At 74.6% G+C, this 15,845-nt stretch carries 12 protein-coding genes; 7 read left to right on the forward strand and 5 right to left on the reverse strand.

Features of this window, described 5'->3' with window-relative positions; genetic code table 11:
• Positions 1–101 precede the first annotated feature (101 nt).
• Positions 102–473 (reverse strand): DUF3499 domain-containing protein, encoded by a 372-nt coding sequence (locus B446_RS15720; RefSeq protein ID WP_020940433.1) that lies wholly within the window; start codon positions 471–473, stop codon positions 102–104.
• Positions 474–873: 400 nt separating this feature from the next.
• Here B446_RS15720 and B446_RS15725 point away from each other — a divergent pair, with 400 nt between their 5' ends.
• Complete coding sequence (locus B446_RS15725) at positions 874–1,257, forward strand: metallopeptidase family protein (RefSeq protein WP_020940434.1); 384 nt, start codon at positions 874–876, stop codon at positions 1,255–1,257.
• Between the two features lie 55 nt (positions 1,258–1,312).
• Here the strand turns inward: B446_RS15725 and B446_RS15730 are convergent, their stop codons facing one another.
• From B446_RS15730 to B446_RS15740, 3 genes are all read right to left on the reverse strand, one after another.
• Complete coding sequence (locus B446_RS15730; protein WP_020940435.1) at positions 1,313–2,839, reverse strand: DUF5719 family protein; 1,527 nt, start codon at positions 2,837–2,839, stop codon at positions 1,313–1,315.
• Positions 2,836–6,507 carry a glycosyltransferase family 2 protein gene (locus tag B446_RS15735; protein ID WP_106960578.1) on the reverse strand — a complete coding sequence of 1,224 codons (3,672 nt, stop codon included), beginning with the start codon at positions 6,505–6,507 and terminating at the stop codon, positions 2,836–2,838. The genes B446_RS15730 and B446_RS15735 overlap by 4 nt, the downstream gene beginning before the upstream one ends.
• Before the next feature lie 191 nt (positions 6,508–6,698).
• The gene (locus B446_RS15740; protein ID WP_003975777.1) at positions 6,699–6,962 is read right to left on the reverse strand and encodes a WhiB family transcriptional regulator; all 264 of its coding nucleotides are present in this window, start codon (positions 6,960–6,962) and stop codon (positions 6,699–6,701) included.
• 628 nt (positions 6,963–7,590) lie between these two features.
• Here B446_RS15740 and B446_RS15750 point away from each other — a divergent pair.
• The 4 genes from B446_RS15750 to B446_RS15765 all read left to right on the forward strand — a co-directional run bounded on the left by B446_RS15750 (position 7,591) and on the right by B446_RS15765 (position 11,538).
• Entirely contained in the window at positions 7,591–8,091 is a 501-nt protein-coding gene (locus B446_RS15750; RefSeq protein ID WP_020940438.1) for a cysteine dioxygenase, read from the forward strand.
• Positions 8,092–8,124: 33 nt separating this feature from the next.
• Entirely contained in the window at positions 8,125–9,084 is a 960-nt protein-coding gene (cofD, locus tag B446_RS15755; RefSeq protein WP_020940439.1) for a 2-phospho-L-lactate transferase, read from the forward strand.
• A complete protein-coding gene (locus B446_RS15760; protein ID WP_020940440.1) occupies positions 9,081–10,403 on the forward strand; it encodes a coenzyme F420-0:L-glutamate ligase in 1,323 nt (440 codons plus the stop codon). Before cofD ends, B446_RS15760 begins: the two co-directional genes overlap by 4 nt.
• A gap of 124 nt (positions 10,404–10,527) precedes the next feature.
• Positions 10,528–11,538 carry a DNA-3-methyladenine glycosylase family protein gene (locus B446_RS15765; protein WP_020940441.1) on the forward strand — a complete coding sequence of 337 codons (1,011 nt, stop codon included), beginning with the start codon at positions 10,528–10,530 and terminating at the stop codon, positions 11,536–11,538.
• An 86-nt stretch (positions 11,539–11,624) separates the two neighbouring features.
• Here the strand turns inward: B446_RS15765 and B446_RS15770 are convergent, their stop codons facing one another.
• Positions 11,625–12,707, reverse strand: a complete 1,083-nt coding sequence (locus B446_RS15770; RefSeq protein ID WP_020940442.1) for a sugar phosphate nucleotidyltransferase — start codon at positions 12,705–12,707, stop codon at positions 11,625–11,627.
• A 691-nt stretch (positions 12,708–13,398) separates the two neighbouring features.
• Between B446_RS15770 and B446_RS15780 the strand changes: the two genes are divergently transcribed.
• Complete coding sequence (locus tag B446_RS15780; protein ID WP_020940445.1) at positions 13,399–14,154, forward strand: TIGR03089 family protein; 756 nt, start codon at positions 13,399–13,401, stop codon at positions 14,152–14,154.
• 381 nt (positions 14,155–14,535) lie between these two features.
• Positions 14,536–15,702, forward strand: a complete 1,167-nt coding sequence (locus B446_RS15785) for an LCP family protein (RefSeq protein ID WP_043478401.1) — start codon at positions 14,536–14,538, stop codon at positions 15,700–15,702.
• Positions 15,703–15,845: the final 143 nt, after the last annotated feature.

A 15,845-nucleotide genomic window follows, 5' to 3' on the forward strand; every position in this document is an offset into this window, starting at 1 on the left:
GGTGTGCGGACACCAACTGGACTCCCGGACGCGTGCCGGGCTTGACATCGGACGGGCCGGCGGGGGGTGCCGGGCGGGGCTGAACGCCTCTGCGCGGGGGCTCAGTTGTCCGGGGAGCGCAGGACGCGCAGGTGGCCGCGGCGGGCGACCTCCATGGGGTCCACGGTGCGTGCGCCGCCGGCCTCGGCCGCCCGTTGCTGGGGGCGGGCCGCCTCGCGCACGGCGTTGGCGAGCGCTTCCAGGTCGTCCCCGCTGGGCCGCGCGGGCGCCGATCCGTCGAGCAGACGGACGACCTCCCACCCGCGGGGGGCGGTGAGGCGCTCGGAGTGCTCGGCGCACAGGTCGTAGCAGTGGGGTTCGGCGTAGGTGGCGAGCGGGCCGAGGACCGCGGTCGAGTCGGCGTAGACGTACGTCAGCGTCGCGACGGCGGGTCGGCCGCAGGCGGTGCGCGAACAGCGACGTACAGGGCTCACGATGTTGGACGGTACCGCACTCTTGAGCGGGCCGCGACGACTCTGCCCCAGGTCACTCCACCGTGTCGTGCTGTGAAACAGCCCACACCCCCTTCTGGGTAAGGGCTGTTGACCTGCGCGGACGGCTCGGCGGGCGATCTTCGGCGGCCCTTCCTCCGGTCATGACTCGGTACAAACACCGTCAATTGCCTTGAGTTCGACGGTCTCGGGGGGTTACGGAATCGAGCCAGAGCTTGGCCTGAATGGTCATCCCGTGACAGGAGCGGTCAGGGGGCCGGTCGCCGCGTGGGGCCGGGCGGCCGGGGCGTGCGGGGACTACGCTTCACCGGTGATGGACAACCGTGTACCGCCCCGTGCCGCCGGCCCCGGGCCCCGCCGCCGTGATCGTCACGGGCGGGGCATGCGGGGGCCGATCGCGCCGCCGCAGGTGCCGCTGGCGGCCAGCCGCGCCGAGGTGTTCGCGGACCTGGTGCAGGACTCCGTGGAGCGCCTGGAACGGCGGTGGCCGCAGCTCGCCGACGTCGACTTCGTGGTGCTCGAGGTGCCCCGCCTCGACGGGCGCGGCACGGAGGCGTGGAGCGACGAGGCCGTGCCACTGGGCGGGATCGTGCCCGCGCGCGAGGGGCGGCGGGGCCGGGTCGTGGTGTACCGGCGGCCGGTGGAGATCCGGACCAAGGGGCGGGACGAGCGGGCCGCGCTGGTGCACGAGGTGGTCGTGGAGCAGGTGGCGGAGCTGCTGGGGCTGACCCCGGAGACCGTGGACCCCCGCTACGGCGAGGACTAGGGCCTGTTGCCCTGGGCGCCGGGGACGTGACGTGCCCCCGGCGCCTGCGGGCCGCCTACTTCTGCAGGACCGCCAGGTCCTCGTCCGCCTCCGGCACGGCCACCAGGCCCCGGTCGCTCGGGAGCGTCTGGATGGTGAAGCCGGGGACGCCGGCCTCGGTGGCCGCGAGGGTCCGGGCGGCGTACACCGGGCCGCCGGAGACGGTCTCCACCGTGAGCGCGTAGGTGCCCTTCCCTGAGGACGGGGCCGGTGCCGCGATGTCCTGGGTGGTGCCCGCCTTGATCGTGTAGGTCTTCGTCGCCGGTGCGCCGCCCTCGCTGCCCGCCGACGCGGTGACCTTGACCGTCGCCGTGGTGGTGGGCGCGGTCACGGAGAGCGTCGTGCTCTTGCCGCTGTTGTCGGCCGCGGTCGCGCGCGTGCCGACGGGCGCCGTGGCCGGGATGAACGCGGTCTCCTGCTTGGCGCCCTTGCCGCGGACCACCCGCAGCGCCGCCACGACCGGCACGGACCGGTCGGTGGGGGTGAGGACCAGGGAGCCGGCCTCGCCGCGGGTGACGGCGCCGAGGTCGGCGGCGGTCGTCATGCCGGACTTGACGTGCAGGGTCTCGTTGCCCGCCGGGGTGATCAGGCCGCCGGGCGAGGCCAGCCGGACCTTCAGGTCGGCGTCGGCGTCGCCGGGCGTGAAGGCGATCAGGCGGACGTCGGTGGCGTCCTTCGGGATGCCGGGCAGGACCAGGCTGCCGGCCGGGTCGTCGGCGGCGGCCAGCCAGTCGCCGCCCACCTTGTCGTCCAGGGCCTGCACGGCCGCGCCGACCCGTCCGCTGCGGACGCTGACGTGCACGGTCAGGTCGGTCTGCCGCTCGTCGGTGAGCGTCGAGAGCAGGACCGGCTTGCTGGCGTGCGGCGGGATGGTGAAGCCGTCGCCCACCGCGGACTTGATGGCGCCGTTCTTGCCGTAGAGCTCGATGTCGACGACGGCGGCGGAGTCGTCCGGGTTGGTGAGGTGCACGTAGTCGGTGCGGTCGGCGGAGGTGGCGGCGCCCGGGAACCAGAACTCGGTGTCCGGGGCGGTGCAGGCGACACCCAGGAGGCCGCGGCCGGTGCCCGCGGCGACCGCGGTGGTCTCCTGGACGGTCCAGCCGGGGGCGAACTTCCCGTCGGCGGTGCCGACCAGCGCGGGCGCGTCGGCGCCGGAGGTGTCGCCGGTGGCGGGCGTGCCGGGCGCCTTCGGCGCGAGGACGGGCGCGTCGGCCTTCTTCTTGCCCTTGCCCGTCTTGCCCTTGCCGGCCGTGCCGTCACCCGTGCCGTCCGCCGACTGCTCGGCCGCGGACCGGAGTTCGGCCTTGCCGGCGCCCGTCGTGCCCTGGGTGACCGGGGTGAACGACGTGTACGACGTGTCGGCGATGTCGGAGACGCTCGGCGCGGGGCACAGCAGGCTCGTGCGCTCCACGGGCAGTTCGGCGGCCGCCTTGGCGGTGCCCGCCCCCGCGCTCGACGCGGCCGGCGCGTCCAGCGCGGCGAAGGCGGTGACGGCGGCCAGCGCGGCCGTGCCGGCGATCAGGGACAGGGTGGTGCGCTTCACTGCTGGCTCCCGTCGGGGCGCTCACTGCCGGTGCCGTAGGGGTGCTGGGCCGGGTCGTAGCCCTGCGGGTACGCCGTCGGGTCGTACGGCGCCTGCTCGCCCGCGCCGGTGCCGTAGGCGTAGGGGTCGTACTGCTGCTGCCCGCCGGACTGGTACGGGTCGGACCGGTACGCCTGCTGGTCGTAGCCGGCGTTCTGGTAGTGCCCGGCGTCCTGGTACTGGCCGTCGGCGTAGCCGCCGTACTCGGTGCCCGCGTACTCCCAGTCGGCGTAGGACTGCTGCTGCGGGACGACGGCCGGTGTCTCCGGCTGCTGCCCGAGGTCGTGCTCGTGCTCGTACTCGGGAGCGGGCGCCGCGCCGGGGTCCTGCTGGTCCCCCGGGACGCCCTCCTCGGCCTGGGCGCGCAGCCGGCGGGCGCGGCGGCCCTCTCCGGCGGCGGCCTGGACGGGCAGCGGCTGCTCCTCGGGGAGGTCGTCGTCGACGTCGCGGCGGCGGCCGGGCAGGGCGAGCACCACGAGGACGACGGCGAGCGCGCCCTGGGCCCACAGCCAGGCGGTGTGGGTGACCGGGTCCTCGTGGACGACGTCCAGCGTGCCGCCGTCGGCGGGGAGCCGGAAGCCCTGGGCCCAGCCGTCGACGGTGGTGCGGGTGAGCGGTCTGCCGTCCAGGGTCGCCGTCCAGCCGTCGGAGGCGGCGTCGGCCAGGCGCAGGACGCGGCCGCCCGGGCCGGACGGCACGGTGGTGTGGATCTCCACCGGACCGGCGGCCACGGACAGGGCGGCGCCCGATCCGCCGGCGGGCACGATGGTGGCCCGCGAGACCTGCCGGTCGACGCGCCACAGGGCGCTGCCGTCCTGCTGGCTGAGCCGGCTCAGTCCGGGCGTGGCGTCCAGGACGCGGGTGACCTCGCGGGGCGCGCCCTTGTGGACGAGGACGTAGCGGACGGCGAAGCCGCCGAGCTGCCCCGACTGGTCGGCGCCGGAGCCGGCGACGAGGTTGGCGACGACCTTGTCCAGGCGCGCGTTCTCCCCGTCGGCCGCGGCCAGTTCGGCGTCTCCCATGCGGCCGCCGGAGCCGCGGACCAGGGTGTAGCGCACGTGGGCGGTGGAGTCGCTGTCCAGGACCAGCGTGCGGGCCTGGTCGCGGGTGGCGGCGTCCTCGGCGACGAACGCGGGCACCTGCACGGGGTCGCGGCGCTCCAGCGGGCCGTCGGCGCCGCCGAGCATCCAGCCGGCGGCGACCAGCAGCGGTCCTGCGGCGGAGGCGAAGGCGATGAGGGCGGCTACCGGCTGGCGCCAGCCGAAGTTCTGCTCGGCCACGCGCGAGCGTGCCCCGTCGGCGCCGAGCGCGGCGGCGGCCAGCAGGGCGATGCCGTAGACGAGGGTGGCCGGTCCGGCCCAGGTGGAGCGGTTGGACAGGACGGCGAAGACGAGGCCCACCAGGGCGACCGCCCAGGCGGTCAGGATGCCCAGGCGGCGCTCGGAGCGCAGCAGTGCGGCCAGGGCGGCCAGGACGATGCCGACGAGCATCAGGCCGTTCACGGTCCCGGGTCCGCCGGGGCTGGCGCCGAGCAGGTCGAGCGCGGAGGCGGACGAGGCGCCGTAGGGCAGGCCCGCCTCCGTGAAGAAGCCGGTGGGCAGCAGGGTGAGCGACCACGGGGCGAGGACGAGCAGCGGGGTGCCGAGCTGGGCGAGGAAGCGCAGGCCGTGGGCGACGAGGTCGCCGCGGCGCAGGACCAGCACCCCGAGGCCGAGGATCAGGGCGACGGGCCAGACGATCGGCGTGAACGCGGTGGTGACGGTCAGCAGCAGCGCGTACGCCCAGGTCGCGCGCCAGCTGCCGCGGGCGCCGGAGGCGTGGGTGAGGCCGCTCGCCGCGACGCCCGCGCGCGCGATGAGCGGCAGCAGCACGGCGAGGACGGCGGTGCCGATGCGGCCGCCGGCCAGGGCGCCGGTGGCCGCGGGCAGGAAGGCGTAGGCGATGGCCGCCCAGGCGCGCAGCAGCCGTGAGGTGACCAGGGGGCGGGAGGCGAAGTAGGCGGTGAGCCCGGCCAGCGGCACGGAGCCGATCAGCAGGGCGGTGATCGCGATCCCGGTGGAGCCGAACAGCAGGGAGGCGAGGCTCGCGACGACGGCGAGGTAGGGGGGTGCGGCGGGGGTGCCGCCGGCGCCCACCGGGTGCCAGGCGTCCAGGTAGCGGGACCAGAGGTCGCCGGCGCCGGCCGGGGCGGGCAGCAGGGCGCCGCCCGAGAGCGCGCCGCCGCCGAGCAGGGCGCGGCAGGCGACGAGCGAGACGAGCAGCAGGACCAGGAAGAGCACCGGGCCGGGCTTGCGGGCGATCCGCTTGAGCCGGGCGAACTGCTCGATCTCCAGGAAGTCGGCGTCGTCGCCGCCGGGGCCGGACTCGACGGCGCCGCCGTGCCGGCCGGCCGAGGAGGTGTCGGTGTCGGAGCTGTTGGAGAAGTTGCCCGCGAACTGTTCGACGGTGGCGCGGACGGTCGCGCCGGGCGGCGGGAAGAGCCCGCGCAGTTCGCCCTTGTCGATCTGCGCGGGTCCGCGGCGGCGCCGTCCGGCGAGGATCCGCTCGGGCCGCAGCAGGGTGCCCAGCAGGCCGCGGATCTCGTCGACGGCCTGTCCGGGCACCTTGCCGACGAGGTAGGCGAGGGTGCGGACGAAGGTGCCGAGGACGAGCCGGAAGAGGACCCAGGGCAGGGCTGCGGCGCGGGTGTTGACGAGGAGGCTGTAGACGGCGCCGGCCTTGTCGACCTTGTGCGGGGAGGCGGCGGTGCGGCCCACGCAGTCGACGGTACGGCGCTCGCGGGAGGCCGCCTCGGCATGCCGGACGACCGCGTCGGGGGCGACCAGGACGCGGTGGCCGGCGGCGGTCGCGCGCCAGCACAGGTCGAGGTCGTCCCGCATCAGGGGCAGCCTGCGGTCGAAGCCGCCGAGCCGCTCGAAGACGTCGCGGCGCACGAGCATGCCGGCGGTGGATACGGACAGCACGGTGCGGACGTGGTCGTGCTGGCCCTGGTCCTGTTCGCGCCGGTCGAGGCCGGTCCAGCGGCGGCCGGAGTTGGCGACCGAGACGCCGACCTCCAGCAGCTGCCTGCGGTCGTACCAGCCGCGCAGCTTGGGGCCGACGACCGCCACGTCGTCGCGGCCCAGTTCCAGTTCGTTGTCGACGACCCGGAGCAGCTGGGCGAGGGCGTCGGGCTCGGGTGCGCAGTCGTCGTGCAGCAGCCACAGCCACTGCACGGGTTCTCCGTGCGGCAGTTCGGGCAGGTCGTAGGCGTCGTCGCGCCAGCTGCGCGTGACGGGGTCCCAGCCGCTGGGGCGCTTGAGGTAGGGCAGCTCGTCCGGGCCGAGGGCGGGCGCGATGCGGCTCGCCTCCTCGACGGCCTGGCCGAAGCCCGTGCGCCGGGCGAGGTGCAGCACCCGGTCGTCGCCGAGGGCCTCGGTGACCAGCCGGGCGGAGTCGTCCGCGCTGCCGGTGTCGGCCGCCACCGCGTTCTGGACGGGGCGCTCCTGGCCGAGCAGCCCGGCGAGCGCGTGGGGCAGCCAGCGGGCACCGTCGTGGGAGACGAGGACCGCCGTCACCACATGACGCGGGAACTCAGGGGTGGCAGCGCCGTCTTGGGCTGCCGCATGGCTGTGGCTGTGCACGGACATCGAGGTACGGGCCCCGGTTCGATGGACTGCGGTGGACGCCCGTGTCCCGAGGGGACAGCGGGGCGTCTCGGACGAGCGCCCACACTATCGGCTGACCATGTCGACGGCCCGCCGCCTGTGGATAACCCACCGGCGACGGGCCGTTCGCGAGGTTTGTCGGTTTCCGCCGTCCGCGGGCGGTCTCCACGCGGTCAGACAGCGGCCTTCTTCAGCCGGCGACGCTCACGCTCGGACAGCCCGCCCCAGATGCCGAAGCGCTCGTCGTTGGCGAGGGCGTACTCGAGGCACTCGGAGCGCACCTCGCAGGCGAGGCAGACCTTTTTGGCCTCTCTGGTGGAGCCGCCCTTCTCGGGGAAGAAGGACTCGGGGTCGGTCTGGGCGCACAGCGCGCGCTCCTGCCAGCCGAGTTCCTCGTCCGCGTCGTCGACCAGCAGTTGCTGCACCAGCTCGGTCATGTGCGCCCCTCGTCTGTCTTTCACGTCCCCGTGCGTAGCCGTTACCGATGTCGGCTGAACGACACGAGTGAAATTACAAGTGTGCTGCTCCGGGCGAGTCAAGCCGAGATCTGCTATTGAGCCCGTTATTCACTCTGCGGAACCAAGGCCATGCGGAAAGTGTTCAAATCGGCATAAACCTCGACACACCCACGAGGCCCGAGAGGGTGACCGACCCCGTACAAACCTCTGTACGAAGAAGGACGCCTCTGCGTTCGATCGCGTTCCGCGAGTGCTTGCGCGCTCGGATGTGCGCCATGTGTCCCGGCTGCCGGGTGAACAAACCTTTCACCTGACAGATGAACCGGATGAGGTGAAACATGTCCCACATTCCGGGCGGCGAGTTGACAGTGCTGGTGTGAACCGCTGTCCTAGTGGGCATGCTCGCGAACTTGGCATCCACCTCGACCCGCACCGCCGGGTCCCACGGTGCTGTCCTCGTCCGCCGTAGCTGTTGTCGCTGTCGCGGCTGTTGAGCCACCGCTCCTTTCGAGCCACCGCTCCGGCCGTGTCGAGCCCCCGGCTCGACCGCTTCCTCCTTCGCAGAGCCCCGCCCGGGCACCCCACTCCTTGCCGAGGAACCACCTCCATGAACAGCGACAGCGACCTCCAGATCGCCGGCGACATCCTCGAGGTCCCGCACCTCCTCCAGCCCCCGCGCGAGCACCCGGCCACCGTCGCCGAGTTCGCGGGCCTGGCCCGCGACATCGCCGCCGACCGCTCCCAGTGGGCGCACCTCGTCCGCTACGACGCCACCACCCGCTGGTACCACCGGCTGCGCACCGGCCCCGGCTACGAGGTGTGGCTGCTGTCCTGGGTGCCCGGACAGGGCAGCGGGCGGCACGACCACGGGCGCTCCTCCGGGGTGCTGGCCGTCCTGGAGGGCACCCTCACCGAGCACACCCCGCGGGGTACGCACGCGCTCGCGCCCGGCGCGCAGCGGGTCTTCGCGCCGGGATACGTGCACGAGGTGGTCAACGACACGCTGGAGCCGGCGGTCAGCCTGCACCTCTACCACCCGGGACTGACCGAGATGCCGATGCACGCGGCCACCGCGCCGCACTGCGAGGCGCGACCGGTGACTGCCTGACACTTTGCCGTAGCCGCCTGCGAGACTTGGCGCATGCGCATTGTGGTTCTGGCAGGCGGCATCGGTGGTGCACGGTTCCTGCGCGGTCTGAAGCGGGCCGTGCCGGACGCGGACGTCACGGTGATCGGCAACACCGGCGACGACATCCACCTCTTCGGGCTGAAGGTCTGCCCGGATCTCGACACGGTGATGTACACGCTGGGCGGCGGCATCAACGAGGAGCAGGGCTGGGGGCGGACTGACGAGACCTTCCACCTCAAGGAGGAACTGGCGGCCTACGGCGTCGGACCCGAGTGGTTCGGGCTCGGCGACCGGGACTTCGCCACGCACATCGTGCGGACGCAGATGCTCGGCGCCGGTTATCCGCTGAGCGCCGTCACCGAGGCGCTGTGCGAGCGCTGGAAGCCCGGCGTGCGGCTGATCCCGATGACCGACGACCGCGTGGAGACCCATGTGGCCGTCGATCTGGACGGCGAGCGCAGGGCGGTCCATTTCCAGGAGTACTGGGTGCGGCTGCGCGCCTCGGTCCCGGCCGAGGCGGTCGTGCCGGTGGGCGCCGAGCAGTCGAAGCCCGCGCCGGGGGTCCTGGAGGCCATCGCCGGGGCGGACGTCATCCTCTTCCCGCCGTCCAACCCGGTCGTGTCCATCGGCACGATCCTCGCCGTGCCCGGCATCCGGGAGGCGATCGCGGAGGCGGGCGTGCCGGTGGTGGGCCTCTCCCCCATCGTCGGTGACGCGCCGGTGCGCGGGATGGCCGACAAGGTGCTCGCCGCGGTCGGCGTGGAGTCCACGGCCGCGGCGGTGGCCGAGCACTACGGCTCCGGGCTGCTGGACGGCTGGCTGGTCGACACCGTCGACGCGGGCGTGGTCGAGCGGGTCGAGGCGGACGGGATCCGCTGCCGGGCCGTACCCCTGATGATGACCGACCTGGACGCGGCCGCGCAGATGGCCCGGGAGGCCCTGGCGCTGGCCGAGGAGGTGCGCGGGGCATGAGCGCGGAGGGCATGAGCGACGAGCGCCCGCAGTACACGGTCCGTGCCCTGTCCGGGATCCCCGAGGTGCAGCCGGGCGACGACCTGGCCAAGCTGATCGCCGCGGCCGGGCCCGGGCTGGCCGACGGGGACGTGCTGCTCGTCACCTCCAAGATCGTCTCCAAGGCGGAGGGCCGGATCGTCCGGGCCGACGACCGGGAGGCCGCCATCGACGCCGAGACGGTGCGGGTGGTGGCCCGCCGCGGCACCCTGCGCATCGTCGAGAACCGGCAGGGCCTGGTCATGGCCGCCGCCGGGGTCGACGCCTCCAACACCCCCGCCGGCACCGTGCTCCTGCTGCCCGAGGACCCGGACGCCTCCGCGCGCGCGATCCGCGAGGGACTGCGCGACGCGCTCGGCGTCGATGTCGGGGTCGTCGTCACGGACACCTTCGGGCGCCCCTGGCGCGCGGGACTCACCGATGTGGCGATCGGCGCCGCCGGTGTACGGGTGCTGGACGACCTGCGCGGCGGCACGGACGCGTACGGCAATCCGCTCGCCGCCACCGTCGTCGCCACCGCCGACGAGCTGGCCGCCGCCGGTGACCTGGTCAAGGGCAAGGCGGCGGGGCGGCCGGTCGCCGTCGTGCGCGGGCTCGCCCGCGCCGTGACCGCCGAGCACGGCGAAGGGGCGCGGGCGCTGGTGCGGACCGCCCGGGACGACATGTTCCGGCTCGGCACGTCCGAGGCGGTGCGCGAGGCCGTCACCCAGCGCCGTACCGTGCGGGCCTTCACCGACGAACCCGTGGACCCCGGCGCCGTCCGGCGCGCGGTGGCCGCCGCCGTGACCGCGCCCGCCCCGCACCACACCACGCCCTGGCGGTTCGTGCTGCTGGAGTCGGCGGAGTCCCGGGTCCGGCTGCTCGACGCGATGCGCGACGCCTGGATCGCGGACCTGCGCCGCGACGGCAGGAGCGAGGAGTCCGTCGCCAGGCGGATCCGGCGCGGGGACGTGCTGCGCAACGCGCCGTACCTCGTCGTGCCGTGCCTCGTCATGGACGGCTCGCACACCTACGGCGACGCGCGGCGCGACGGCGCCGAGCGGGAGATGTTCGTGGTCGCGGCCGGCGCCGGGGTGCAGAACCTGCTGGTCGCGCTGGCCGGGGAGCGGCTGGGGTCGGCCTGGGTGTCCTCGACGATGTTCTGCCGGGACGTGGTGCGCGAGGTGCTGGACCTCCCGGCCGGCTGGGACCCGATGGGCGCGGTGGCGGTCGGCCACCCGGACGAGGAGCCGGGGCCGCGGCCGGAACGGGACGCGGAGGCGTTCATCGAGGTGCGGTGAGTGTCCCGTGGGACCGCCCGGTCTCCCCTAGTCTCATAGGGCGGTCCCCGCAGCACCGGGCACACCGCTCGTACCGACACCGCAGCACCGGCACCCGCAGCACCGACACCCCAGGACCTCATCCGTGGCAGGACGCTTCGCCCCGCGGCCCACGCGCACGACCGTGCGCGGCGGGGAGGTCGCCGTGCCCGCCGAGGTGCCGAGACAGGTCACGGCACCGGCGCGGGTCCGGCGGTGGGTGCCCGAGGGGCCGCTCGACCTCGGCCTGGTGCTCGGTCCGCTGCGGCGCGGCCCCGGCGACCCCACGTTCCGGGCGGCCCGGGACGGGTCCGTGTGGCGGGCCACGCGTACGCCCGCGGGCCCCGGGACGCTGCGCGTGCACGCCTCGGGCGGCGAGGTGCGGGGCGAGGCGTGGGGACCGGGCGCCGAGTGGCTGCTGGACGGGCTGCCCGACCTGCTCGGTGCCGCCGACGAGCCGGACGCGTTCGTGCCCCGGCACCGGGTGGTGGCGCTGGCCCGACACCACCGGCCGGGACTGCGGCTGACCCGGACCGGGCTGGTGCTGGAGTCGCTGATCCCGTCGGTGCTGGAGCAGAAGGTCACCACCTACGAGGCCTACCGGGCGTGGCGGCGGCTGGTGCGCGGGTTCGGGGAGCCGGCGCCGGGTCCCGCGGGGACCGGCGAGCAGCCGATGTGGGTGATGCCCGCGCCCCGGACCTGGGCGCTGATCCCCTCCTGGGAGTGGCACCGGGCCGGCGTGGACGACAAGCGGGCGTCCACCGTCCTGCGGGCCGTGCGGGTCGCCGCGCGGCTGGAGCAGGCGGTGGGGATGCCGCCGGCCGAGGCACGGGCGCGGCTGCAGGTCGTCCCGGGGATCGGTCCCTGGACGTCGGCGGAGGTCGTGCAGCGCAGTCATGGCGCGGCGGACGAGGTGACGACCGGCGACCTGCACCTGCCGGGGATCGTCGGCTGGGCGCTGGCGGGCGACCGGCACGCCGACGACGCCGAGATGCTGCGCCTGCTGGAGCCCTACGCCGGGCAGCGGCACCGCGCGGCCCGGCTGATCCTGCTCAGCGGCAACACGCCGGCGCGCAGGGCTCCGAAGATGCCCAAGGTGGACATCGGCCTGCTGTGAGGCGGCCGGGACCCGCGCCGCGCACGGCTCGGCGCCGGCCGCCGGGAGCGCGGCCCCGCGGCCACACCCCCGGCCCGTCCGTGCGGCTACTGGTCGGAGGAGAAGCGGACCGCTCCCGCCGGGATGCGGGCGTCGCACCAGACCCGTACGCCCTCGCGCAGTTCGTTGTCGGGGCCGACCACCGCTCCGTCGCCGACGACCGTGCCGGTGAGCACGGAGCGCTCGCCGACCCGGGCCCGGCTGCCGATGAGGGAGTCGGTGACGACGGCGCCGGACTCGATGACGGCGCCGGGCAGGATGGTCGAGCCGAAGACCCGCGCGCCCTCGGCGACGGACGCGCCCTCGCCGACCACCGTGCCGCCCGTCAGCTTCGCCTGTGGGGCGACCGTCGCGGTGGGCAGCACCAGGAAGTCGCCGCAGCGGCCGGGGACCGCGGGGGACGGCGCGCGGCCCAGGACCAGGTCCGCCGAGCCGCGGACGAAGGCCGCGGGGGTGCCCAGGTCCAGCCAGTAGGTGGAGTCGACCATGCCCTGGAGGTGGGCCCCGGCCGACAGCAGCCCGGGGAACGTCTCGCGCTCCACGGACACCGGGCGGCCCGCCGGGATGCTGTCGATGACCGAGCGGCGGAAGACGTACGCCCCCGCGTTGATTTGGTCGGTGACGATCTCCTCGGGCGTCTGCGGCTTCTCCAGGAAGGCGAGCACGCGGCCCGACCCGTCGGTGGGGACGAGGCCGTACGCGCGCGGGTCGGTCACCCTGGTCAGGTGCAGGGAGACGTCCGCGCCGGTCGACTCGTGCGTGTCCACCAGGGCCCGGATGTCCAGGCCGGTCAGGATGTCGCCGTTGAAGATCAGCACCGGGTCGTCGGGGCCCGAGTGCAGCCGCGAGGCCACGTTGCGCAGGGCACCGCCCGTGCCGAGCGGCTCCTCCTCGGTGACGTACTCGATGTGCAGACCGAGGGAGGCGCCGTCGCCGAAGTAGGGCTCGAAGACCTCGGCGAGGTAACTCGTCGCGAGGACGATGTGCTCCACGCCCGCCGCTCTGGCCCTCGCCAGCTGGTGCGTGAGGAACGGCACCCCGGCCGCCGGCACCATCGGCTTGGGCGTGTGCACCGTGAGCGGGCGCAGCCGGGTGCCTTTGCCGCCGACCAGGAGGATCGCTTCTGTCACCTGTCGTCTCTGCTTCCTGCCGGGACCGGCCCAACTACTCGTTTCGGCCGGTCAGTGTATGCAGACCGTGCGACGGTGCCTTCGATGGCCGCGCGGTGTCCCGCGAGATCGGCGTCCGGATTCCCCCGTCCGACCCCCCGTAGGCCCCCCGGGCCTCCCCCACCCGCCCCCCGACGGCGGCGAACGCGCCGGCGTGGAGCCGCTCGCCCGGACACTCGGTGACCTGTCGGTCCCGGTGGCCGGAGATCACGTTCAGTCGTACGTTCTTCCCCTTTGGGCACAGATTGCCACCGCCCGGCGCCGGGCGGGTCCTGCCTCGGGCACGGGCGCCGGAACGTCGGGGCCTCCGCGGCGAGCGGGACGACGGCCGTGCCGGGGGCACCGGACGGCCTGGCCGAGGCGTATGCGCCGATCACCGCGATGCCCGTGCCGCCGGAGCCGGGCCGGGGGTGCGGGCGCCGGGCACCGCCTTCGCCGCGACCCCGGGCCGGCCCTCGTAGAGCGTTCCGCACAGGTCGACGAGGAAGGCGTGGCCGGTGTCCCGCCGCCCCGTGCTCCCGACGCGGTAGCGGTGGCTACTGCGGATGACCGAGGAGGCCCGAAGCCGGGGGACGGCCACGACGGGCCGCCACGCCGGGGCGGTGGCACCGTCCCCCGGTGCGGCCGTCCGCCCCGGCGTAACCTTGCGCGCGTGAACGCCACCGATCGCACCCCCGCCGACCTGCTGCGTTCCGCGCTCGCCGCGGACCCCGGCCGCCCTCTGGTGACCTTCTACGACGACGCCACGGGCGAACGCGTGGAACTGTCCGTCGCCACCTTCGCCAACTGGGTGGCCAAGACCGCGAACCTGCTCCAGGGCGACCTGTCCGCCGGTCCCGGCGACCGGGTCGCGCTGCTGCTGCCCGCGCACTGGCAGACGGCCGTGTGGCTGCTCGCCTGTGCGTCGGTGGGGGCGGTGGCGGACGTGGCCGGTGACCCGGCCGCAGCCGACGTCGTCGTCAGCGGCCCGGACTCGCTGGAGGCGGCGCGGGCCTGCCGCGGGGAGCGGGTCGCCCTCGCCCTGCGTCCGCTGGGCGGCCGCTTCCCGCAGCCGCCGGCCGGCTTCGCCGACTACGCCGTGGAGGTGCCCGGTCAGGGCGACCGGTTCGCGCCGTTCGCGCCGGTGGACGCCGAGGAGCCGGCACTCATCGTCGCGGGGGCCGAACTGAGCGGGGCCGAGGTCGTCGAGCGCGCCCGGGCCGACGCGCCCGCGCTGGATCTGACCGGTCCGGGATCGCGGCTGCTGTCGGGGCTGTCGTACGACACCTGGGAGGGGCTGAGCGCGGGGCTGTACGCGCCGCTGGCGGTCGGCGGGTCCGTGGTGCTGTGCCGGAACCTGGACCGGGTGGACGGTGAAGTGCTCGCCAGGCGGATCGAGGACGAGCGGGTGACCGCCGCGCGGCACTGAGGCGGCGGGCGACCGCTGCGCGGCACTGAGGCGGCCGTTCTCCCCCACGCGGCACCGATGCGACGTGCGACCGCTGCGCGGCACTGAGCCGACGGGCGACCGCCACGCGGCACTGAGCCGACGGATCTCCCCACGCGGCACCGAGCCGACGGGCAACCGCCACGTGCCGAGGCGACGGCGGGGTCCCCCACTCGGAGTAGCTGAGGGGGCCTTGCCCCACCGCCCCCGCCATGGTCGTAGGAGCAGGACGTGACGCTCGTACGCCGTGAGGGGGCCCGCACCGTGTCCGACAGCGTTCGCCCGTCCCCCGGCCCGGATCCCGGTCCCGGTCATGGCTCCGGTCACGGGCTCGGGAACGGCTCGTCGGCGACCGGCGAGGGGCTGGCGCGCCGGCGCCGGCGGCGCTGGACGCACGGGACCGCGCTGGGCGTGGCCGTGTTCGTCGCGGCGGCGGCCGGGACCGGCTGGGCGCTGTACGCGAAGCTCAGCGCCAACATCACCCCGGACGAGCGGGCCGCCGCCGAACTCGCGCGCTACGAGCGGGAGCGGCCCACCGCACTGGTGCGGGGCGCGCAGAACATCCTGCTGATCGGGTCGGACACCCGGGCCGGGGACGGCAACCGGGAGTACGGGCGGGACCTGGGCAGTGAGCGGTCCGACACCACGATCCTGCTGCATCTGGCCGCCGACCGGCGCGATGCCACGGCCGTCTCGCTGCCCCGGGACCTGATGGTGGACATCCCCGGCTGCCGGCGGCAGGACGGCAGTCAGGGCGCACCGGTGTTCGCGATGTTCAACCACGCCTTCCAGCTGGGTGGTTCGGCCTGCACCGTGCGGACCGTCGAGAAGCTGACCGGCATCCGCGTCGACCATCACATGGTGGTCGACTTCAGCGGGTTCAAGGACATGGTCGACGCGGTCGACGGCGTGCGGGTGTGCCTGAAGGAGCCCATCGACGACAAGGCGGCCCGGCTGAAGCTGCCGGCGGGCCCGGTGACCCTCGACGGGGAGCAGGCCCTGGGATTCGTACGGGCCCGCGAGTCGCTCGGCGACGGCAGCGACACCGAACGGATGGAGCGGCAGCAGCGGTTCCTCGGCGCGCTGGTCGACAAGGTGCAGAGCGACGACGTGCTGCTGAACCCGGTGAAGCTCTACCCGGTGCTGGACGCGGCGACCTCCTCGCTCACCACCGATCCGGAACTGGCGAGTCTGCGTGGCTTGTACCAGTTGGTCCGCGGACTGCGCGACATCCCCACGGAACATGTGCAGTTCCTGACGGTGCCGCGGGAGTCGTACGTCTACGACTCCAACCGCGACCAGCTCGTGGAGCCCGAGGCGGAACGGCTGTTCGCGCGGCTGCGGTCGGACCAGCCAGTGGTGGTGGCCCGGGACACCGCACCGCGGAGCCCGGACGGCGGGCCCTCCGGCAGCCCTTCCGGCAGCCCCTCGGGCGCCCCCTCGCGGGGAGGCCCGCAGGAGTCGGCGCAGAGCCCCTCGCCCGCCCCGACCTTCCGCGGCAGCACGGCCGCCGAGCACGCCTGCGAGTAATGCGCTGACCAAAACAGCGAACTTGTGTTCAGGAAAATGGCATGGATTGCCCAGTTGTAGGGATGCGCAATTTGTCATCGGCGTCGCTTCCGGCTGAACTGGGCCGATAGTGTGAGCGATCCGGTGCACCCGGCCACGAGGTC

The organism is Streptomyces collinus Tu 365 (assembly GCF_000444875.1).
Taxonomy (GTDB): domain Bacteria; phylum Actinomycetota; class Actinomycetes; order Streptomycetales; family Streptomycetaceae; genus Streptomyces; species Streptomyces collinus_A.

Bases quoted from the DNA above. Each gene is read 5' to 3' on its own strand.
- B446_RS15725 (WP_020940434.1), top strand. From the start codon at position 874: ATGCGGGGGCCGATCGCGCCGCCGCAGGTGCCGCTGGCGGCCAGCCGC.
- cofD (WP_020940439.1), top strand. From the start codon at position 8,125: ATGCGCATTGTGGTTCTGGCAGGCGGCATCGGTGGTGCACGGTTCCTG.
- B446_RS15750 (WP_020940438.1), top strand. From the start codon at position 7,591: ATGAACAGCGACAGCGACCTCCAGATCGCCGGCGACATCCTCGAGGTC.
- B446_RS15760 (WP_020940440.1), top strand. From the start codon at position 9,081: ATGAGCGCGGAGGGCATGAGCGACGAGCGCCCGCAGTACACGGTCCGT.
- B446_RS15740 (WP_003975777.1), bottom strand. From the start codon at position 6,962: ATGACCGAGCTGGTGCAGCAACTGCTGGTCGACGACGCGGACGAGGAA.
- B446_RS15735 (WP_106960578.1), bottom strand. From the start codon at position 6,507: ATGTCCGTGCACAGCCACAGCCATGCGGCAGCCCAAGACGGCGCTGCC.